Annotated in this window: 23 protein-coding genes and 1 other RNA gene; 8 read left to right on the top strand and 16 right to left on the bottom strand. The window is 46.9% G+C overall.

Going from position 1 to position 20,120, the window contains the following annotated elements; translation table 11 throughout:
- Positions 1-18: 18 nt before the first annotated feature.
- Positions 19-327, top strand: coding sequence for a metal-sulfur cluster assembly factor (locus TRQ2_RS02275; protein WP_011943076.1), 309 nt, complete (start codon positions 19-21; stop codon positions 325-327).
- The gene (prmC, locus tag TRQ2_RS02270) at positions 276-1,124 is read left to right on the top strand and encodes a peptide chain release factor N(5)-glutamine methyltransferase (protein WP_012310546.1); all 849 of its coding nucleotides are present in this window, start codon (positions 276-278) and stop codon (positions 1,122-1,124) included. Before TRQ2_RS02275 ends, prmC begins: the two co-directional genes overlap by 52 nt.
- Here the strand turns inward: prmC and TRQ2_RS02265 are convergent.
- Genes TRQ2_RS02265 through TRQ2_RS02255 form a run of 3 tightly spaced genes read right to left on the bottom strand, consistent with a single transcriptional unit; the run spans position 1,105 to position 2,937 of the window.
- A complete protein-coding gene (locus TRQ2_RS02265; protein WP_011943074.1) occupies positions 1,105-1,629 on the bottom strand; it encodes a DUF6115 domain-containing protein in 525 nt (174 codons plus the stop codon). The genes prmC and TRQ2_RS02265 overlap by 20 nt on opposite strands.
- Positions 1,626-2,360 (bottom strand): NAD-dependent protein deacylase, encoded by a 735-nt coding sequence (locus TRQ2_RS02260; protein ID WP_011943073.1) that lies wholly within the window; start codon positions 2,358-2,360, stop codon positions 1,626-1,628. The genes TRQ2_RS02265 and TRQ2_RS02260 overlap by 4 nt, the downstream gene beginning before the upstream one ends.
- On the bottom strand, positions 2,332-2,937 hold the full coding sequence (locus TRQ2_RS02255; RefSeq protein WP_004081475.1) for a DUF4897 domain-containing protein: 606 nt from the start codon (positions 2,935-2,937) through the stop codon (positions 2,332-2,334). Before TRQ2_RS02255 ends, TRQ2_RS02260 begins: the two co-directional genes overlap by 29 nt.
- A 66-nt stretch (positions 2,938-3,003) precedes the next feature.
- Between TRQ2_RS02255 and trpS the strand changes: the two genes are divergently transcribed.
- From trpS to scpB, 3 genes are read left to right on the top strand one after another with little or no spacing between them, the layout of a single operon-like run.
- Positions 3,004-3,990: a tryptophan--tRNA ligase gene (gene trpS, locus TRQ2_RS02250; protein ID WP_011943072.1), complete on the top strand. Its 987-nt coding sequence runs from the start codon at positions 3,004-3,006 to the stop codon at positions 3,988-3,990.
- Positions 3,991-3,999: 9 nt separating this feature from the next.
- Positions 4,000-4,689 (top strand): ScpA family protein, encoded by a 690-nt coding sequence (locus TRQ2_RS02245; protein ID WP_011943071.1) that lies wholly within the window; start codon positions 4,000-4,002, stop codon positions 4,687-4,689.
- Positions 4,667-5,170, top strand: a complete 504-nt coding sequence (gene scpB / locus TRQ2_RS02240; protein WP_011943070.1) for an SMC-Scp complex subunit ScpB — start codon at positions 4,667-4,669, stop codon at positions 5,168-5,170. Before TRQ2_RS02245 ends, scpB begins: the two co-directional genes overlap by 23 nt.
- Here the strand turns inward: scpB and TRQ2_RS02235 are convergent.
- From TRQ2_RS02235 to TRQ2_RS02195, 9 genes are read right to left on the bottom strand one after another with little or no spacing between them, the layout of a single operon-like run.
- A complete protein-coding gene (locus TRQ2_RS02235) occupies positions 5,135-6,391 on the bottom strand; it encodes a PhoH family protein (RefSeq protein ID WP_012310545.1) in 1,257 nt (418 codons plus the stop codon). The genes scpB and TRQ2_RS02235 overlap by 36 nt on opposite strands.
- Before the next feature lie 4 nt (positions 6,392-6,395).
- Positions 6,396-6,956 carry a PolC-type DNA polymerase III gene (locus TRQ2_RS02230; RefSeq protein ID WP_012310544.1) on the bottom strand — a complete coding sequence of 187 codons (561 nt, stop codon included), beginning with the start codon at positions 6,954-6,956 and terminating at the stop codon, positions 6,396-6,398.
- A 12-nt stretch (positions 6,957-6,968) separates the two neighbouring features.
- Positions 6,969-7,823, bottom strand: coding sequence for a VIT1/CCC1 transporter family protein (locus tag TRQ2_RS02225; RefSeq protein ID WP_011943067.1), 855 nt, complete (start codon positions 7,821-7,823; stop codon positions 6,969-6,971).
- Positions 7,807-8,799 (bottom strand): ABC transporter ATP-binding protein, encoded by a 993-nt coding sequence (locus TRQ2_RS02220; RefSeq protein ID WP_008192160.1) that lies wholly within the window; start codon positions 8,797-8,799, stop codon positions 7,807-7,809. Before TRQ2_RS02220 ends, TRQ2_RS02225 begins: the two co-directional genes overlap by 17 nt.
- Before the next feature lie 12 nt (positions 8,800-8,811).
- Complete coding sequence (locus TRQ2_RS02215; RefSeq protein WP_008192162.1) at positions 8,812-9,300, bottom strand: hypothetical protein; 489 nt, start codon at positions 9,298-9,300, stop codon at positions 8,812-8,814.
- Positions 9,297-10,451 carry an ABC transporter ATP-binding protein gene (locus tag TRQ2_RS02210; protein WP_008192163.1) on the bottom strand — a complete coding sequence of 385 codons (1,155 nt, stop codon included), beginning with the start codon at positions 10,449-10,451 and terminating at the stop codon, positions 9,297-9,299. The genes TRQ2_RS02215 and TRQ2_RS02210 overlap by 4 nt, the downstream gene beginning before the upstream one ends.
- A gap of 3 nt (positions 10,452-10,454) precedes the next feature.
- A complete protein-coding gene (locus TRQ2_RS02205; RefSeq protein ID WP_008192165.1) occupies positions 10,455-11,459 on the bottom strand; it encodes an ABC transporter ATP-binding protein in 1,005 nt (334 codons plus the stop codon).
- Positions 11,460-11,471: 12 nt separating this feature from the next.
- On the bottom strand, positions 11,472-12,413 hold the full coding sequence (locus tag TRQ2_RS02200; RefSeq protein WP_004081440.1) for an ABC transporter permease: 942 nt from the start codon (positions 12,411-12,413) through the stop codon (positions 11,472-11,474).
- A gap of 13 nt (positions 12,414-12,426) precedes the next feature.
- Positions 12,427-13,464, bottom strand: a complete 1,038-nt coding sequence (locus tag TRQ2_RS02195; RefSeq protein WP_011943065.1) for an ABC transporter permease — start codon at positions 13,462-13,464, stop codon at positions 12,427-12,429.
- A gap of 136 nt (positions 13,465-13,600) precedes the next feature.
- Here TRQ2_RS02195 and ssrA point away from each other — a divergent pair.
- From ssrA to groL, 3 genes are all read left to right on the top strand, one after another.
- Positions 13,601-13,957, top strand: a transfer-messenger RNA (tmRNA) gene (gene ssrA, locus TRQ2_RS09595).
- 197 nt (positions 13,958-14,154) lie between these two features.
- Positions 14,155-14,430 carry a co-chaperone GroES gene (groES, locus tag TRQ2_RS02190; RefSeq protein ID WP_008192171.1) on the top strand — a complete coding sequence of 92 codons (276 nt, stop codon included), beginning with the start codon at positions 14,155-14,157 and terminating at the stop codon, positions 14,428-14,430.
- A gap of 14 nt (positions 14,431-14,444) precedes the next feature.
- The gene (gene groL, locus TRQ2_RS02185; protein WP_008192177.1) at positions 14,445-16,061 is read left to right on the top strand and encodes a chaperonin GroEL; all 1,617 of its coding nucleotides are present in this window, start codon (positions 14,445-14,447) and stop codon (positions 16,059-16,061) included.
- A gap of 188 nt (positions 16,062-16,249) precedes the next feature.
- Here the strand turns inward: groL and TRQ2_RS02180 are convergent, their stop codons facing one another.
- From TRQ2_RS02180 to tmung, 4 genes are read right to left on the bottom strand one after another with little or no spacing between them, the layout of a single operon-like run.
- A complete protein-coding gene (locus TRQ2_RS02180; RefSeq protein WP_012310543.1) occupies positions 16,250-18,049 on the bottom strand; it encodes an AAA family ATPase in 1,800 nt (599 codons plus the stop codon).
- Entirely contained in the window at positions 18,021-18,950 is a 930-nt protein-coding gene (locus tag TRQ2_RS02175) for an SDR family oxidoreductase (protein ID WP_012310542.1), read from the bottom strand. Before TRQ2_RS02175 ends, TRQ2_RS02180 begins: the two co-directional genes overlap by 29 nt.
- Positions 18,947-19,465, bottom strand: a complete 519-nt coding sequence (locus TRQ2_RS02170; protein ID WP_012310541.1) for a metal-dependent transcriptional regulator — start codon at positions 19,463-19,465, stop codon at positions 18,947-18,949. The genes TRQ2_RS02175 and TRQ2_RS02170 overlap by 4 nt, the downstream gene beginning before the upstream one ends.
- Before the next feature lies 1 nt (position 19,466).
- Entirely contained in the window at positions 19,467-20,048 is a 582-nt protein-coding gene (tmung, locus tag TRQ2_RS02165) for a type-4 uracil-DNA glycosylase (protein ID WP_011943060.1), read from the bottom strand.
- Between the last annotated feature and the right edge of the window lie 72 nt (positions 20,049-20,120).

Raw genomic sequence — 20,120 nt, 5'->3', positions numbered from 1 at the left:
GAACCGGGAGGGATGCCGATGTCGAAAAAGGTGACTAAAGAAGATGTTCTGAACGCCCTGAAAAACGTGATCGATTTTGAACTCGGTCTGGATGTGGTGAGTCTGGGTCTGGTGTACGACATCCAGATAGACGATCAGAACAACGTGAAAGTCCTCATGACAATGACCACACCCATGTGTCCTCTTGCCGGAATGATTCTTTCCGACGCTGAAGAGGCGATAAAGAGGATCGAGGGAGTCAACAACGTGGAGGTGGAGCTCACATTCGACCCACCATGGACACCAGAAAGAATGTCTCCGGAGCTGAGAGAAAAATTTGGAGTTTGATAAAAGACTGCTCTGGAAAACTCGAGGGAGTGACCGAAACTCCTGTTCTTGAGGTGTTACTCATCGTTTCCCGGGTACTTGGGATCCGCAAGGAAGATCTCTTTTTGAAAGACTTGGTAGTTTCTCCAACTGAGGAAAAAAGGATTCTGAAACTCGTGGAGAAAAGAGCAAGTGGATATCCCCTGCACTACATTCTCGGTGAGAAAGAGTTCATGGGTCTTTCTTTACTCGTGGAAGAAGGTGTATTCGTTCCAAGACCGGAGACGGAGGAACTGGTCGAACTCGCCCTCGAGCTGATAAGAAAGTACGGAATAAAAGCAGTCGCAGACATAGGAACAGGAAGCGGTGCCATTGGAGTGAGTGTAGCGAAATTCTCCGATGTGGTTGTTTTCGCGACGGACGTTTCTTCCAAAGCTGTTGAAGTCGCCAGAAAAAACGCGGAGAGGCACGGTGTTTCCGACAGATTCTTTGTGAGAAAAGGTGAGTTTCTTGAACCGTTCAAAGAAAAGTTCGCATCGATCGAGATGATCCTTTCGAATCCTCCATACGTGAAATCAAGTGCTCATCTGCCAAAAGATGTTCTTTTCGAACCTGCAGAGGCGCTTTTTGGAGGAGAGGACGGCCTCGACTTTTACAGAGAATTTTTCGGCAGGTACAACACGAGTGGAAAGATTGTGCTGATGGAGATAGGAGAAGACCAGGTGGAGGAGTTGAAAAAGATCGTTTCCGACGCTGTTTTCCTGAAGGATTCCGCCGGAAAGTACCGTTTTCTCTTTCTCAACCGGCGTTCCTCTTGAACAGTTGGAGTATCAGTCTGACTTCTCCAACCGTGATACCCAGTTTTTTGGCGATATCCACTTCTGAAAATCCCCTGTCGTACATCGAGACGATTCTTCTTTCTAAAGCGGTTTCCAGTTCCTCTTCTTTTTCTTCCGCTTTCGTTTCATCCTGCTCTTGAATAACAGGGATAATTGGTTTTTCCATCTTTTCAGATTTTTCCCCTTCATCTTCAGAGGAGAAGATCCTTTCTCTTTCTATTTCGGACATCTTGACCATCAGCCTTGACATCACGGTGTTGGCTTCGGATATGAGTTTTCTTAACTCTTGTGTCTTCTTTTCGAGGAGTTCGAGTCTGTTGGCCGACAGGTAGCGGAACTTTCCCATGAGTTCCATGATCCTCTCTTCTACATCCTCCTGATTCGGCTCTTTTGAGTTACCGTTCCTCCCAAGGAGAAGATACGTCCACGAAAAGACCACCGTTCCCACCGTGGAAAGCACCACCAGATAGTCTACGAGATTCATGAGATACCTCCTTCTTCCATCACTCTTCTGGCGAACTCGACAACGTCCATGTTGTACTTCAAAGTTGCGATATCATCGAAAGGAGTTTCTCCCAAATTCACGATAACGAGCTTTCCACCGCTCCTGACAGTTATGAGGGGAAGCTCGGCAGCGGGATACACAACGAGCGAAGATCCCAGGACGATCATCAAACTGGCCTTGGATGAAAGTTCGATCGCTTCCCTGAGGGCGTCTTGCGGCAGATTTTCCCCAAAGAACACGATGTTCGGCCTGATCAAACCGTTGCAGTCATCACAGCGTGGAACATCCAATGATTCGAGTTTCTCTATAACATCTTCGACGGTGTATTTTTTCTCACACCTCACACAGTAATACTCCTCAACGTTTCCGTGTAGCTCTATCACTTTTTTACTGCCCGCTCTCTGGTGAAGTCTGTCTATGTTCTGTGTGATCACAGCCTCTATCAGGCCCTTTTCTTCCAGTTTTGCGAGCAGCACGTGTGCAAGGTTCGGTTTTGCTTCTAACATAGGGAAAATACCTTCCTTGGCGAATTGGTAGAATTCCTCAGGGTGAGAGTAGAAGAAATCAATGTCGAAGACATTCTGGGAATACTTTTTGTATATCCCATTCGGTCCTCTGAAATCTGGTATGCCGCTTGGGGTACTGATACCGGCTCCCGTGAGAGTGACGGTCAATCTGGATTCATTGAGAAGATCCAGGAATTCCTTCATTTTCATTCACCCTTTTAAAGATAACTTTTGGAAACACCATGGATGAATCTGGACGCCAGATCAGAGTGTTGTTCTCACGTTCAGATGGGGTTGGTGTGACCGATATCACAGCTGCGTCTTCAGGTAATTTCACGACGATCTCCGTTTCACCCGCTACGTTCATTGTGAGACTTCCCATGCTGGTGTCCAAGACATCACCCTTCACCTGTGCAGCTCCCCTCAGGAGCGTTGTTTCTGTGACTTCGAGCATACCTCCTGTGTCTTCAACTCTCACGTTGTAATCCAGTGGAACTATTTCTCTTCCAACTTCTTTGCTGATCTGAGAAAAGTATTTATTCAACTCCTCCTTAGATGCAGAAGCATAATTGATCTTGTACTCTTCTTTTTTCTTCTCATCTTTAAAATAAAGCTTCGCACTGGTGGTGAACGTGGCGTTCCCGGAATAATCGTATTCCATGGTGCTCCTGTAGTATACTATTTCAAAGGGAGCTCTTCCTCCCAGAAAGAAAAAGAGAAATTCGACGAGCATGAAAACAACCATGATGATCAGCAAGATGTAGATGGTTCTTGAGCTCAACCTTTTCACTCTCCTCATTCTTGATATTCTCAATTAATATTATCACAGAACATGGAGGGATAAAAGTTGAGAATACTGAGCGGCATGAGACCTACCGGAAAACTCCATATAGGTCATCTCGTGGGAGCTCTGGAAAACTGGGTGAAGCTTCAGGAAGAAGGAAACGAATGTTTCTACTTTGTCGCGGATTGGCACGCTTTGACCACCCACTACGACGATGTTTCGAAGCTCAAAGAATACACCCGCGACCTGGTGAGGGGATTTCTCGCCTGTGGAATAGATCCTGAAAAGTCCGTGATTTTTGTTCAGTCTGGTGTCAAAGAGCACGCTGAGCTTGCACTGCTTTTCAGCATGATCGTTTCTGTTTCACGTCTCGAGAGGGTTCCCACTTACAAAGAGATAAAAAGTGAGCTGAACTACAAAGATCTTTCCACGGCTGGTTTTCTCATCTATCCCGTTCTTCAGGCAGCCGATATTTTGATCTACAAAGCTGAAGGAGTACCAGTCGGTGAAGATCAGGTTTACCACATAGAACTCACGAGGGAGATCGCCAGGCGTTTTAACTATCTCTACGATGAAGTCTTTCCAGAACCAGAAGCAATTCTGTCTCGAGTTCCAAAGCTTCCAGGAACGGACGGCCGAAAGATGAGCAAAAGCTATGGGAACATAATAAACCTTGAAATCACGGAAAAAGAACTGGAACAGACTATACTGAGAATGATGACCGACCCGGCAAGAGTGAGAAGGAGCGACCCTGGAAATCCGGAGAACTGCCCCGTATGGAAATACCACCAGGCGTTCGATATCAGTGAAGAAGAGAGCAAATGGGTATGGGAAGGCTGTACAACGGCCAGCATCGGTTGTGTTGATTGTAAGAAGTTGCTGTTGAAGAATATGAAACGAAAATTGGCACCGATCTGGGAAAATTTCAAAAATATAGACGAAGATCCACATTACGTAGAAGACGTTATAATGGAAGGGACGAAGAAGGCCAGAGAAGTAGCCTCTAAAACGATGGAGGAAGTGAGAAAGGCCATGAACTTGATGTTCTGAGGTGAAAGAATGGAACTTGTCTTCAAACTTCCCGTTTTCGAGGGACCTCTCGATCTTCTGCTCTATCTTGTGAGAAAGAAAAAGGTAGATATCAGAGAAATACCCATCGCACAGCTCGCAGACGAGTTCGTAGAATACCTCGAGCAGATGAAAAAGTTGGATATGAAGGTCACCTCCGATTTTCTGGAAATGGCCTCCACTCTGATGGAGCTCAAGTCGAAAATGCTCATTCCGAGAGTGAGAGAAGAAGAAAAAGAAGAGGTAGACAGAAAGAAAGAAGAACTCTACAGAAGAATTGAGGAATACTCCAAGGTGAAGGAAATTATCCAGAGAATCAGAAATGAAACGAATCTTCTGAAGAGAAAACAAATCAGGGTGAGAAGTGTCTTCTTTGAAAGAATAGAAGGCCTGGAAAGGTTCAGGAAAACGCTCGAGAGGATATGGAAAGAAGAATCACTACGTGAAGCTGTACACAAGGTGAGGAGCGAAACTCTTTCTGTTGAAGAGATGATGGAGAGAATACTTGATGAAATAGATGGTGAGATCGAGATCCTGCGATTGCTTTCCAGAGCGGAGAATGTCTACGAACTGATAGTCAGACTTCTTGCTATCCTCGAGCTTGTGAAGATAGGGAAATTGATTCTCGTGGGAGAAAGCAGGATCAGGAGGTACACAAATGCAGCTCAAGGCCGCTATTGAGGCACTCATATTTGCTTCAAATGGTATCACTCTGGAAAGGCTTATCAAAATACTCGAAAAAGATCCTGAAGAGATAAAAAGAGTTCTCGAAGAATTGAAAAAGGAATACGAAGACGAAGCACACGGAGTTGTTCTGAGAGAGGTGAATGGAAGGTATCGTTTTTTCACCAAACCTGAGTACGCTGATTTCGTTTCTAAGCTGTCCGGAAGGAAGTACAAAAATCTCACCGATGCGCAGATGGAAGTGGTGGCACTGCTTCTCCTCTCAGGACCGATTCCAAAGAGCGAAATAGACGCGTTCAGGGGGAAAGACTCATCCGCTGTTCTCTCCTCGCTTCAGAGAATGGGAATTGTCAGAAAGAAAAGAAAGGGGAAAAGCTATCTGTATCAGCTTTCCCCTTCGTTTGTTGAAAGCACCATGCTGGATGAAATATTGAAAGAGGTCTCACAGAAGCTCAGCAGCGATGGTGGCGAGTCTTGACCTTTCTCCCTTCTCCAGCTTTATCACCGCGGAAAGATCCGATTCCAGAAGTTTCAAGGCTGCGTAAACCAGTCCGTTCGTGTCTTTGTCCAGATACGGGGTGTCGATCTGGTACGGATCTCCAACGAGAACTATCTTGGTGTCTTCTCCCACACGTGTGAGGATCGTTTTTACCTCGTGTGGAGTGAGGTTCTGTGCTTCGTCTATGATGATGAACTGCTTTGGTATGGATCTTCCCCTGATGAAAGATATCGCTTCCACTTCCAGTATTTCCTGTTTCTCGAGTTCCTTGATTTTCAAACCGGAAAGAGAAGATATGAGTTCAAGATTGTCCATTATCGGTTGGAGCCACGGTTTCATTTTCTTTTCAAGTTCTCCGGGGAGATACCCGATATCGCGTCCCATGGGAACCGTAGGACGAGTCACTATCAGTTTTTTGTAGCGTTTTTCAACGAGGACTTTGTAGAGACCGCAAGCGAGAGCGAGAAGCGTCTTTCCGGTTCCTGCGATTCCAACAAGGAAGACCAGAGGTATTTCGTCATCCAGAAGGGCATCCATGGAAAAGATCTGTTCTCTGTTCCGCGGAGAAATGCCCATAGTCTCGAAAGGTTCCACTCTCAGAACTTTTCCTTTGCGATATTTCCCGTACACTCCACCCAGATCTATGTAGAAATTGTCGAGAAGGTCGAGTTTCTTTTCCACAACTCCTTTCACTTTTAACTGTTTTTTGAGTTCTTCGTCGTCGATTTCGACATACCCCTTAGGCATCGTCTCCAGCTCGGATCGATCGGTCAGATAGTCCTGGGCGGGAATACCAAGAGAGTCCGCTTTCACCCGAAGATTTATATCCTTGCTGACGAGAATGGTGGGGATCTTTTCTCTGTTCATGAGCTCTATCACGTACGCGAGAATGATGTTGTCCACGTAGCGTTCGTGAAGGAATCTTGGAACGTTCTCCACTTCTCTTTCCAAAACCATGACGCGGAGAATTCCGCCGTTCTCCAGCGGGATTCCTTTTCTGAGATTTCCTTTCTTTCTGAGTTCATCGAGGTGTCGAATCACCTCTCGGGCGTTCTTTCCCACACTTCCGTGTTCTCTTTTCAGCTTGTCGAGCTCTTCAAGAACGGGAAGAGGAATGATCACGTTGTTGTCTTCGAAGGAGAAGATGGAATCTGGATCGTGAATCAAGACGTTCGTGTCGAGAACGTAGTTCTTAACCATTTTATTACCCCCGTTTTCCACGGATGAATTCGTTGACTCTGTTTTCACCAAGAAATTCAACAAGCTTCACAAAAACTCTTGCGGTCACCAGGGCATCTGGAAGTGCACGGTGCCGTATCGTGGTTTTTATCCCAAGTCTTTCGCAGAGCCATTTGAGAGAATGGGGTCTTCCAAAGATCTCTTCTGAAAGATCGAGTGTGTCAATGTAGGGATTCGTTATTGGAAAATTTCCCGTTTCTTTTGCCATCATATCCAGAAAAGTGAGGTCGAAGTTGGCGTTGTGAAACACGAGCACCGTCCCTTTCACGTAGTCTCTGAAGAGATTGTAAACCGCATCCATATCAGGTGCTTCCTCAATGTCCATGTTGCTGATACCGTGAACTTTCTGAATCAGCGCAGGGATTCTTATTCTGGGATTCACGAGAGAGTGAAACGCTTTGTTCCTGTAGATCTTCCCCTTGAAGACAGGAACAGCGGCTATTTCAACTATCCGGTCTCCGGCAAAGGGATCGGTTCCCGTGGTTTCTGTGTCTACGACGCAAAAAACGGTGTCGTTCCATATCATGGCGAGCACTCCTCAGATTTCGATTCCAAAGATCTTCCTCGCGAGTATACCGACGAGGAAAGAAAATCCTGCCACACCGAAACTCAAAAGGAACATCTCAAGAAAGTATTTCGCGAAATCCTTCTCTTTAACCACCGAGACAAAAAAGGTGAAAAGAAGAACTATGAGAACGGCTCCCGTCAAAGTAAGGACAAGTGATAAGAATGGGTTTTTGAGTATGAGGTATGGAGCCACCAGCACGGCGACCGTTACGATGTAAGCGATGCCTGTGTAGATGGCGGCTTTTAAGGGTTTGGATTCACCTGATCCTTCTTCCGCTCTCTGCGAAAGATACTCGGAAGCTGCCATGGAGAAGGCTGCAGCGATACCGGTTATCAAGCCGGACAATCCGACTATCTTGGTGTTTTGAAAGGCGAACGTGAGACCAGCGAGTGCCCCCGTCAGTTCCACGAGAGCATCGTTCAACCCGAGAACCATAGAACTCACGTAATTGAGACGCTCTTCGTCGAGCATGTTCAGAAGCTCTTCTTCATGCTTTTCTTCGTCTTTGAGAATATGGACTACTTCTGGATACTCTTTCTCCAGTCTTTCATAGGCTCTTTCCGCTTTTTTCTCGTTGTTTTCCATGAGTTTGAGAGTGAAAGTCAAACCAAAAAGAACGGAAAGCAGTGAGTACCAGAACATCCTGATATAGGAAGGCTTAACATCCTTCCCGGTGATGTTTTTCAGTTTTTCGTAGTGGCTTTTCTCATCTTCCGCTATCGCAAGAAGGATCTCAGCGTTTTTCTTGTTCGTTCTCTTCGATAGCTTTCGATACACGTGGTATTCAGTGATCTCGTTTTTCTGAAAATCAAGAATTTCTTTCAAGACTCACTTCCTCCTCAACCGGATTGAAACATCTGACGTAGTGGTTTTCTTCTATCTCGGAAAGCTCTGGTAATTCTTTCAAGCACCTCTCCACTCTTCTTGGACAGCGAGGCAAGAAGGGACACACCGGTGGTATGTCGACCATCCTTGGGGGTTGCCCCGGTATGGACTCGAGCTTTTCAAGTCTTTTATCCACTCTCGGCACGCTTCTCAGGAGCATCTTCGTGTAAGGGTGTCTGGGTGAGTAGAAGATCTGATCGGATGTTCCTATCTCGACCTGTCTTCCTCCGTACATCACCATAATCCTGTCTGCCATGGAAGCGATCACACCAAGATCGTGTGTTATGAAGATGAGTCCCGTTTTGAACTCTTTTTGAAGTTCTTTCATGAGTTCCAGGATCTGTGCCTGTATGGTCACATCGAGGGCGGTGGTGGGCTCATCCGCTATGAGCACACTGGGATTGCAGGACAGGGCGATGGCTATAACCACCCTCTGCCTCATTCCACCTGAGAATTCGAATGGATAGTTGTTCATTCTTTTTTCGGGTTCCGGTATTCCAACGAGTTCCAGCATTTCCACCGCTCTCAGATAGGCTCTTCTCTTGTCGTAGCCAAGATGATACCTGATCGTTTCCATGAGCTGGTCTCCTATCGTGTAAAGCGGATTAAGAGACATCATCGGATCCTGAAAGATCATTGCGATCTCTTTTCCTCGAATCCTGTGCATTTCTTTTTCGGGTATCTTCAGTATATCCTGACCTTTGTATATGATCTCACCGCTCACTATTTTTCCGGGAGGCTTTATGAGGCGCATTATGGATTTCACTGTCACACTCTTGCCGGAACCAGTCTCACCGACAATTCCGAGAACTTCGTTGGAATTCAGCGAGAAGTTCACATCGTTCACGGCTTTGACTACACCTTCTTCCATGTAAAACCACGTGCTGAGGTTTTTCACTTCCAGAAGCGTTGCCAAACCGTTCACCTCCTATTTATCGAGAAAAACGAGTTCTCCAGTTGACGGATCGTACTCCGCCACACATTTTCCGTTTGAAAACACGTAGATCTCCCCGCAGTAGTAAGAATTCTCAAACAGAGACTGATTTCCTTCAAAGAAACTTTCGATCACAGCTTCCAAAAACACCTCTGCTGTAGCCATCTGTGATTCTGTGGCGGAAAGCTCTATCTTTTGAAAGAACGGTTCAACCAGTTCTTTCACCTTCTCTTTCACTTTCTCCGGCCAGTCCAGGTGGAGAACTACTTCGTTTGGCGGTACGATAGCTCTGTCCTTTTCTATTATCAGAGCTCTCTCTCTGGTGTCGGTGAACTTGTATCTGTAACGTTTTTCCCGAAGAATTTCCTCAACCATTTTTTTGATCTCTGGATCTTCAACGTGTATTCTCTTCACTTCCCACTTCACTCTAAAAAACAGAATGACGATGGCGATCAACAAAATTACCAGCCAGTACCTTCTCACCTCAGCTCACCCGGGAAGTGACAGGCGACGAAGTGTCCCTCTTCAACCTCTCGAAAAGCCGGTTCTTCCTTGGAGCAAATCTCTTTCGCTATGGGACATCTTGTGTGGAATCTACAGCCAGACGGCGGATTTATAGGGCTCGGAACATCTCCTTTGAGAATGATTCTTTCCCTCTTCTTTGTTGGATCAGGTACCGGTATCGCAGACATGAGAGCTACAGTGTAAGGGTGGAGCGGTTTTTCGAACAAGTCTTTTTTAGGAGCAAGTTCCACCATCTTTCCAAGATACATCACACCTATTCTATCGCTTATGTGCTTTACAACAGCCAGATCGTGCGAAATGAAAATGTACGTGAGTTTGTGTTCCCTCTGAAGATCTTCCATGAGGTTTATGATCTGACTTCTTATCGAGACGTCCAGAGCAGCGACGGCCTCGTCCGCCACGACGAGTTTGGGTTCCAAAGCCAGGGCACGTGCGATTCCGATTCTCTGGCGCTGACCACCGGAGAATTCATGTGGAAACCTGTACACGTAAGCCGAAGGAATACCCACATCCTCCAAGATTTCTTTGATTCGTTTCTCTACTTCTTCCCCCCTTGCGATCCTGTGTGTGACGATGCCTTCACCCACTATGCTCTTCACTCTCAACCTCGGGTTCAGGGAACTGTATGGATCCTGGAACACTATCTGCATCTCTCTTCGAAATTTTTTCCTTTTCTCCGGTAGATCATCGAGAAGAATGGACATGAACTTCTTTGGAGAACCCTTTGCCTCCTCAAAGAAAATACGGGCGTACTCTCTGTCGACACCTTCCAGTTTTTCCACATCTGACTCCTTCATGTTGACGAACCTGCTCAGATAGGTGCGCTTTATGTATTTTTTTGCCTTGGAACGCGGCATGAAGTAGTAGGTCGTGTCTTCGTTGTCCACGATGATGCGTCCCGATGTTGGCTCGTACAGTCTGAGCAGGGTCATTCCAATCGTGGTTTTTCCACAACCCGACTCTCCAACGAGGCCGAAGGTTTCTCCCTCGTTTATGCTGAAGCTGACACCATCGACGGCCTTCACCCATCCAACAATTCTCTTAAAAACACCAGCCCTTATGGGAAAATGTTTCACCAGATTTTCAACTCTAAGGATTTCCCTGCTCACGTTTCACACCTCGCTTTTTGCATGTCTCATTTCATCGAGTTTTTGCCAGAAGAAACACCTCACCTTGTGATTGCCATCCAGGTCTTCCAGTTCAGGTTCTTCAACGTCGCATTTTCCTTTTTCGAAGAATTCACATCTGGGATGGAATTTACATCCCGGAGGGAAGTTGAGCGGGTCGGGTACGTTTCCCGGAATGCTCTTCAGTCTCTCCTGTTCTACGTCTATTCTGGGAATGGATTCGAGAAGAGCATAGGTGTAGGGGTGCTTGGGTTCGGTGAAGATGGTTTTCACGTCTCCGTACTCGACCACCTTTCCCGCGTACATGACAGCAACTTTATCGGACATTTCCGCAACGACGCCCATATCGTGGGTGATCAGAATGATTGCCATTCCGTATTCTTTCTGGAGTTCCTTCATGAGCTCCAGGATCTGAGCCTGTATGGTCACGTCGAGAGCGGTGGTGGGTTCGTCCGCTATGAGAAGACTCGGTCTGCAGGAGAGTGCCATGGCTATCATAGCCCTCTGTCTCATCCCACCGGAGAGCTGGTGGGGGTACTCATCCACTCTCTTTTCAGGTTCGGGAATTCCCACTTTTCTGAGAAGATCTATAGCCATTTTTCTCGCTTCTTTTTCAGAGACGTTCTGGTGAAGAATTATTGCCTCCATTATCTGATCCCCTATCGTGAAAACAGGGTTCAAAGCCACCATGGGTTCTTGAAATATCATGGCGATCTCTTTTCCTCTGATCTTCCTCATTTCGCTCTCTGAAAGTTCGAGAAGATTCCTTCCTTTGAAGATGATCTTTCCATCAACTATCTTTCCGTTCTGATCCAGGAGTCTCATTATTGAGAGCGATGTCACACTTTTTCCACTTCCGGATTCCCCAACGATGCCCAGGGTTTCTCCCTCTCTGACCTCAAAAGAAACACCATCGACCGCCTTCACCACACCGTCTTCTGTATAGAAATAGGTTTTCAGATTTTCCACCCTAAGCAGAGGCTCTGTCAATTCGATCCCTCCTTAGAATTTTAGCCTTGGATCGAAAGCGTCTCTGAGCGCATCGCCCAGCAGATTCCATCCCAGAACGAAGAGAACCATAGCGGTACCGGGATAAACGAGGGCGTACCAGTGCTTTCCTATCTCCATCATCCAGTCTCTCGAGTAACTGAGGATGGATCCCCAGTCGGCGTATCCCTGGGGGGCACCGAGTCCCAAGAAACTGAGCACAGCGGCCGTTATCACGAGAGATCCCATGTTCATGGAAGCCCATATCAGGACGGGGAAAATGGTATTCGGAAGAACGTGTTTCAGTATGATGAGAAAATCGGGCACACCTATTGCTTTCGCTGCCAGAACGAATTGTTCTTCCCTCACCTGAAGAATGTTTCCTCTGATGAGCCTTGCCGCTCCCATCCATCCAAACACGATCATCGCTATCATAACCTTGTCGAGACCTGTCCCGAGAACGGTTGTCAGCACAACAGCCGCTATGAGGAAAGGAATAGAGAGAAAGATATCGGTGATCCTCATGAGAACCTCATCTATCCATCCTCCAAAGTAACCTGAGATTGAACCTATGAACACTCCTATCAGGAGTCTTGCGAGTGTGACTATGAGACCTATCTTGAAAGCCGTTCTTGTGCCCCAGACGATTCCGTATAGAATATCACGGCCACCAATGACACCGAATGGATGATAATCAACACAGCGTATAGGTTCTCTGTTGGGATTCTTCGCCAGGGCATCCTCTTTCGTGGTAGGGGGTTGTGGGCTCTGATTCCAGCTCACCACGGGCATCAAGTAAGGATCGGGTAGCTTGGCTCTGGTGAGCGGGTGAATGGGAGGAGCTATAACAGGCGCGAGAATGGCTATCACCACAAAGAAGAGCACCAGAGAGAACCCTATGATGGCGGATGGATCTCTAAAAAATCTCTTCATTATTCTTTTGAATTCCTGGTTCACGTCGTTTCACCTCTCATCCAAGTCTTATTCTGGGGTCTATAAGGGCGTACAGAATATCTATTATGAGATTTCCAACAACAAGAATTGTTGAGAAAAACAACGCAGAAGCCATCACCGAAGCGTAATCGAGCTGCAGAGCTGCCTGCGCGGTGAAACTTCCCACACCCGTTCTGTTGAAGACCGTTTCCACGATCACGGTACCGGAGAAGAGACCGATGACCATACCACCGGCAACCGTGGTAACAGGAATCAAGGCGTTTCTTCTGGCGTGTTTGTTTATAACCACATCTTCGGGAAGACCCTTTGCCCTGGCGGTTCTCACGTATTCTTTGTTCAGGACTTCCAGCATGCTCGACCTGGTGATTCTCAGAAGATACGCCCACCAGAGCCACGAAAGAGTTATGATGGGACCTATGAGGTGCTTTAGCCCATCCCAGAAGATGTCCAGTCTGCCGTTCAAAAGTGCGTCTATTGTAACGAGCTTTGTGTAGCGATGAAACTCCGGAGATTTGATCACTTCTTCAGCCCACATACTCAGATTCCCAGGAGGAAGCCAGTTCAGTATGCTGTAGAAGATCATCAGAACGAGCAATCCAAAGACGAAATCAGGAAAAGACCAGCCAACCACGGCGAAGATTCTTATGAAATGATCGAGGAATTTTCCTCTGTGAACCGCAGCCTTCACACCGAGCCATATTCCAACAAATACAACAGGGAAGATGGCGTAAAGCGCAAGTTCAACGGTGTATGGGAGTCTTCTCAAAAGAGCATCTTTCACCGGTTCTTTCCCAACAAGGGACCACCCGAGATCACCTCTCAGAGTGTTTGAGAGCCATTTGACGTATCTCACAACGAAAAAGTCGTTCAAACCGTACTTTTCCTTCAGGGCATCCATTTGCTCAGTCGTTAATTTGTCCAGCATATTCGGGTTGACGTACGCTGCGAGCAATTTATCCGGCCCGAGGGACTGGATCATCGAGAAGACGATGAAAGTTACTCCTAAGAGAATCAGGGGCAAGAGCAGAAGTCTTCGTATGATGTATGCGGTCACCTGGTACACCTCCTGGTCGTAAATTGGGTATGTATCTTCATATGATTATACAACATACCCTGAACCTTCCGACATTTGGAAGAGTCTGAACAGTGGTATAATAAAGGTGGTATAATAAAGATGGATTGATAAACCAGGGGGCGAACGGGTTCGACGGGGATGGAGTCCCCTGGGAAGCGAGCTGAGGTCCCCACCTCCTCGTAAAAAAGGTGGGACAAAGAATAAGTGCCAACGAACCTGTTGCTGTTGCCGCTTAATAGATAAGCGGCCGTCCTCTCCGAAGTTGGCTGGGCTTCGGAAGAGGGCGTGAGAGATCCAGCCTACCGATTCGGGCTTCGCCTTCCGGCCTGAATCGGGAAATTTCAGGAAGGCTGTGGGAGAGGACACCCTGCCCGTGGGGGGTCCCCCCTGAAATCGAAAACACGGGCTGCGCTCGGAGAAGCCCAGGGGCCTCCATCTTCGGACGGGGGTTCGAATCCCCCCGCCTCCACCAGAAAAAGGGCGCTTCAAGCGCCTTTTTACTTTTCTTCAACCTCTTTGACTCATTGTTTACCCATTATTAACGATAATGTTGAGTTTGTGTTCGTTTTTCTTAATCAATATCCCTTGAAGAGGCTCGTAAAAAGTAGTATATTTATATTAGCAGTCGAACGATGAGAGTGCTAAAAATCTACGAAGGAGGGATGGATGATGAAAGTGATACCTCTCGGTGAAAGGCTTCTCATCAAGCCCATCAAAGAGGAAAAGAAGACTGAGGGAGGAATCGTTCTTCCAGATTCCGCAAAGGAGAAACCGATGAAGGCAGAGGTCGTAGCCGTGGGAAAGATCGATGACGAGGAAAAATTTGACATCAAAGTTGGAGACAAGGTTATTTACTCCAAATATGCGGGTACAGAAATAAAGATTGATGATGAGGATTACATCATCATCGATGTGAATGACATACTCGCGAAAATCGAAGAGTGAAGGAGGTGTGAGATATGCCGAAGATTCTGAAGTTCAATGAAGAAGCGAGAAGGGCACTCGAAAGAGGTGTGGACAAGGTTGCTAACGCGGTAAAGGTGACTCTCGGACCGAAGGGAAGGAACGTTGTTATCGAAAAATCGTGGGGTTCTCCAACAATAACCAACGACGGTGTTTCCATAGCCAAGGAGATTGAGCTCGAGGACAAATTCGAAAACCTCGGGGCTCAGCTCGTGAAAGAAGTTGCTTCCAAAACAAACGACGTTGCCGGTGATGGTACAACAACTGCTACGGTTCTCGCACAGGCTATGATCAAAGAAGGTCTCAAGAACGTTGCAGCGGGCGCCAATCCAATTCTCCTCAAGAGGGGTATAGACAAAGCCGTTGAGAAAGCCGTTGAAGAGATCAAGAAGGTCTCCAAGAAACTTTCCGGTAGGGAGGACATTGCCCACGTTGCCGCTATATCTGCGAACAGCGCCGAAATAGGAGAGCTCATCGCAGAAGCTATGGACAAGGTAGGAGAAGACGGGGTCATCACTGTGGAAGATTCCAAAACACTCGAAACCTACGTTGAATTCACCGAAGGTATGCAGTTTGACAGAGGTTACATCTCACCATACTTCGTCACGGATGCCGAGAAGATGGAGGTCGTTCTGAAGGAACCCTTCATACTCATCACTGACAGGAAACTCAGCGCTGTGAAACCTCTCATTCCGATCCTTGAAAAGGTCGCTCAGACCGGAAGACCACTTCTCGTTATAGCGGAAGACGTTGAAGGAGAAGTTCTGACAACACTTGTTCTCAACAAACTCAAGGGTACTCTCCAGTCCTGTGCCGTGAAGGCTCCTGGATTCGGTGAAAGAAGAAAAGCCATGCTTCAGGACATAGCAATTCTCACCGGAGGTCAGGTGGCAAGTGAAGAGCTCGGAATCAATCTCGAAGATCTCACCCTTGAAGATCTCGGAAGAGCCGATCTTGTGAGGGTCAAGAAAGATGAAACCATCATAATTGGAGGAAAAGGTGATCCAGAGGCTATCAAGAAGAGAATCGCTCAAATCAAAGCCCAGATAGAGGAAACCACATCTGAGTACGAAAAAGAAACTCTCCAGGAAAGGATGGCAAAACTCGCAGGAGGAGTAGCCGTCATAAAGGTTGGAGCGGCCACCGAAACAGAGCTCAAGGAAAAGAAACACAGAATTGAAGACGCACTGAGCGCTACAAGAGCAGCCGTTGAAGAAGGTATCGTTCCCGGTGGAGGAGTAACACTCCTGAGAGCAAGAAAGGCCGTTGAAAAGGTCATAGAAGAGCTCGAAGGCGACGAGAAAATAGGAGCTCAGATCGTTTACAAGGCACTCTCAGCCCCCATTAAGCAGATTGCTGAAAACGCAGGATACGACGGAGCGGTGATCATAGAGAAGATACTCTCGAATGACGATCCAGCCTATGGATTCGACGCACTCAGGGGAGAATACTGCAACATGTTTGAAAGAGGAATCATTGACCCAGCAAAGGTTACAAGGAGCGCCCTGCAGAACGCCGCGTCCATCGCTGGAATGCTCCTGACAACGGAAGTGCTCATCGTTGAAAAACCCGAGGAGAAAAAAGAAACACCGAGTATTCCTGAAGAATTCTAAATGATAACAAGGGGGCCAAAGGCCCCCTTTACTTTTTTTACTTTCTGTGGTATGATGAAAATATCAATAGTTCCTTTCAGGTATGGAAATCTGTTGCGGAATAGATCCAAGAACTCGTTTGAGTTGATTCAATACTTCCTCAGAGGTCTTAAAAAAAGAAGGGGCGTTTGCCCCTTCTTTTGGTTTCATCAAACGCTGAACTTTTCTTCGAAAATTTTCGTTGTTTCCTCGTCTATATTGCATATGCGGATTTCTTCCAGAGCGGTATCCGGATGTTGATCGATGAAATCTTTTATTGCCTTTGAAAAGATTCCCACCGCTCTTTCTTTCGGAAATCCGAAGATTCCTGTGCTGATGGCAGGCATTGAGATGCTTTTCAATTTCAGTTCGTGAGCTCGAAGGAGTGCGTTGTAAACTGCTTTGTAGAGGAGTTCGTCCTCTCCATGACTGCCTCCTCTCCAAACGGGTCCCACAGCGTGAATCATGTATTTTGCCTTCAGCTTTCCAGCGCCGGTTACCACCGCTTCGCCTGTCGGAATTCTTCCACGCTCCTGAACGATCCTGTCGCTTTCCTCCTGAATAACGCTTCCACCTGCTCTCACGATCGCTCCCGCTACTCCTCCTCCGTGTTTCAGATATTCGTTCGCCGCGTTCACTATGGCGTCCGCTTCTTCTCTTGTGATGTCTCCCTTTACGATTCTGATCTTTTTCCCTTTGTATTCCAGTTCTTTTCTCACTTCGGCCATACTTTCACCCCCGTACTTCTCGGGCCAAAGACGTTTGAGCCTTTCAAAGAGTTCTTCCTCAAAACCTACTCTTTTTGGCTGGAAGATGACCTCACCTTTCAACTTTTCTGGAAGATAGTTCGTTTTCACAAAGCCGCCGAAATCATGAGGATAAAGATACCCTTCCCCGTATCCACGCTTTTTCATTTCTTCGGTGACGGGATTTCTCAAAAAAAGCGGTACGTCCTCCACAAGAAGTTCCTGGGCCTTTTTCATTGCAAGATAAACAGAATTGCTCTTGGGAGCGAGGGAAAGGTAGATGGCACACTCTACAAGGTTCATCAAGCATTCGGGAAGTCCCACGTGTTCGACAGCGATGGAGGTCGAAACGGCGATATGTAGAGCGTTTGGGTCGGCGAGTCCAACGTCTTCGCTGGCGAATATGATCATTCTTCGTGCTATGAATCGCGGGTCTTCTCCCATCTCTATCATCTTGACGAGGTAGTAAACGGCGGCGTTTGGATCGCTACCCCTCATACTCTTTATAAAGGCTGAAGCGAAATCGTAGTGTGATTCCTTCGTGTACCCGCTCACATTTCCCAGCAGAGTTTCCAGATCTTCAAGAGTTGCCCTCTTGTTTTTGAACGCCTGGTGGACGATCTCCAGGGTGTTCAAGAGTTTCCTGGCGTCTCCTTCGGAATACCTTACTATGGCTTTCTCTACCGTTTCTTCCAGATCGATGTTGAGAACCTCTGTTGCTTTTTTCAAGATCTTCATCAGGTCCTCGTCAGAGAGTTTTTTGAAGTAAAGAATCCTGCATCTTGAGAGAAGTGCGGGTACGATGGCAAAACTTGGGTTTTCAGTTGTTGTCGCAACCAGTACGATGTCTCCTCGTTCAACATGGGAAACCAAGACCATCTGCTGGTTTTTGTTCAGGCGGTGTATTTCATCGAGAAAAAGAAGCAGTTTTTTTCCGTATTTTCTCAGCTGTTCTCCTCTTTTGAGAACGTTCTTTATTTCAGAAACCCCGTGAACGGTGGAGCTCAGATAAACTACCTCGCCGTTGAAATACCTTTTCAGCAGTGAAAAAACCGAGGTCTTACCAGACCCCGGTGGTCCATAAAGGATGGAGGAGAACATGTTGCCTGTTTTTAAAGTTCGCCGGAGAATCCCTTTATCGCCGAATATATGATCCTGACCGACGAAATCCTCGAAATCTTTCGGCCTGAGCAGTTCATTCAAGGGTTTTTCTGAAATACTCAACGGTGAGCTTCAATCCCTCCTCAAGGGAAACTTTGGGTTCCCAGCCGAGTTTTTCCTTCGCCTTCGTGTAATCGAGAATGCTCTTTCTCACGTCGCCCTTACGCGGTGGTTTATAGACGGGCTCTTTATCGTAGCCAGTGATCTCTTTCAGCAGTTTGAAGAGCTGGTTCACGGTCGTGCCCCTTCCCGTTCCTATGTTGAAGACTTCGTTGTCGCCTTTCTCCATGGCGAGAAGATTCGCTCTGACTACGTCATCAACGTAAACGTAGTCTCTGACGTACTCTCCATCACCGAATATGTGAACTTCCTCTCCCCTGAGCATCCTTTCAGTGAAGATGGCCACCACGCCCGCTTCACCGTACGGATCCTGTCTTGGCCCGTAAACGTTGGCGTATCTGAGGACTGTGTACTTCAGCCCGTACTCTCTTGCGAAGAATTCCAGGTACATCTCGATGCTGTACTTCGCAATACCGTAAGGTGATATCGGATGAGGTGTCTCCGTCTCTGGTGTTGGAAAGACCTTCACATTCTCTCCGTATATAGCCCCACCGGTGGATGAAAAAATGAATTTTTTAACACCGTGCTTGATGGATTTTTCAAGAAGCACAAGAGATCCAATGATGTTCGTTTCCGCGTCTCTGACAGGTTCCCTAACGGAGATGGCGACACTAGCCTGAGCGGCGAGGTGAAAGACATACTCGGGTCTGTGCAGAGAGAAGATCCGCTCCATCATTTCTTCGTCCTCTATACTCTGTTCATAAAACAGCGCGTTTCTGTTGAGGTTTTCGACCTTTCCAGAGGATAGATTGTCCACCACAATGACGCCGTATCCGTTTTCTATCAGTTTGTCCACCACGTGGGATCCTATGAAGCCCGCTCCGCCTGTTACCAGAACGTTCATGGTTGAGCCTCCTCTTCTTCATCTTCTTCCATAATTCTGGCTTCTTCAGGGATTTCCTGAACGTTCACAAGTCTTCTGCTCTCTTCGAGGAATTCCTTCAGTTCCTGCACCTTGCTCTCATCGAAATTCACCATTATGTCGTAAAATCTCTTGAATCTTTCTCTCGTTTTTGTATCCAGGAAGTGTGAGAAATGACGCGCGAGTTTTTCCGCGGTGGGCGAAGGTATTCCCATCACGTAGAAGAAAAAGTTTCTGAGTCTGTTCTGAGAACCTCTCAACGATCTTGCTCTTCTTTTTCCCTTCTCGGTAAGGGTTATGTATCCGTACTTCTCGTATTCGACGTATTCGAGTTCTGCCAGTCTTTTCATGGCGTTTGTCACACTTGGAAGGCTCACACCCATCTTTCTCGCGATGGTGCTCACCCTCGCCGCGGGTTGTTTCTGAAGTATCTCCTGAATCACCGCAAGGTAATCTTCGAGCGCAGGTGTCAGGGTTTTCTTTCTTCCTCTTGGCATGCTATCGACCCTCCTTCTTTATGAAACTTTTTGCTTTCTCAATATCCTCAAGAACGATCTTTCTGAGTTCATTACTTCTATTTCTCAGAAGATAACTCGGATGGAATGTTGGAATGACCTTTTTTCCTGCGAGCCAGTCGATGGGATTTCCTCTGATTTTGGTTATGGATACCTTTTTCCCATCCATGAGGAAAGACAATGCCGTGGCTCCGAGAGCAACTATCACATCTGGGTTGATGATTTCGATCTGAGCGAGTAAAAAATGTCCACATGCCGCCTGTTCTTCAGGAGTGGGTGTTCTGTTGTTGGGAGGCCTGCATTTCACAACGTTGCATATGTAAACATCTTCTCTTCTGATACCTGATTCTCTGAGTAGCTCCGTCAGAAGCATTCCCGCTCTTCCGACGAAAGGTCTTCCCGTCTTGTCTTCTTCCTCTCCCGGTCCTTCTCCCACAAAAACGATCCTCGTATCCAGATTTCCTTCTCCTACGACAACGTTTGTCCTATTCAGATGAAGTGGGCAAGCCGTACACTTTTTCACTCTCTCTGACACTATCTCCATGAGTTCTTCCCTTGTATACAAGCCTTTCTCCCCCGGATTCTGGTAAAATATTTCTGGAAATTATCAGAACCTTACTTAATTTTATCATCCACT

It is taken from the genome of Thermotoga sp. RQ2 (assembly GCF_000019625.1).
GTDB lineage: Bacteria > Thermotogota > Thermotogae > Thermotogales > Thermotogaceae > Thermotoga > Thermotoga maritima.
This window is presented reverse-complemented; position numbering and strand designations above follow the sequence as displayed.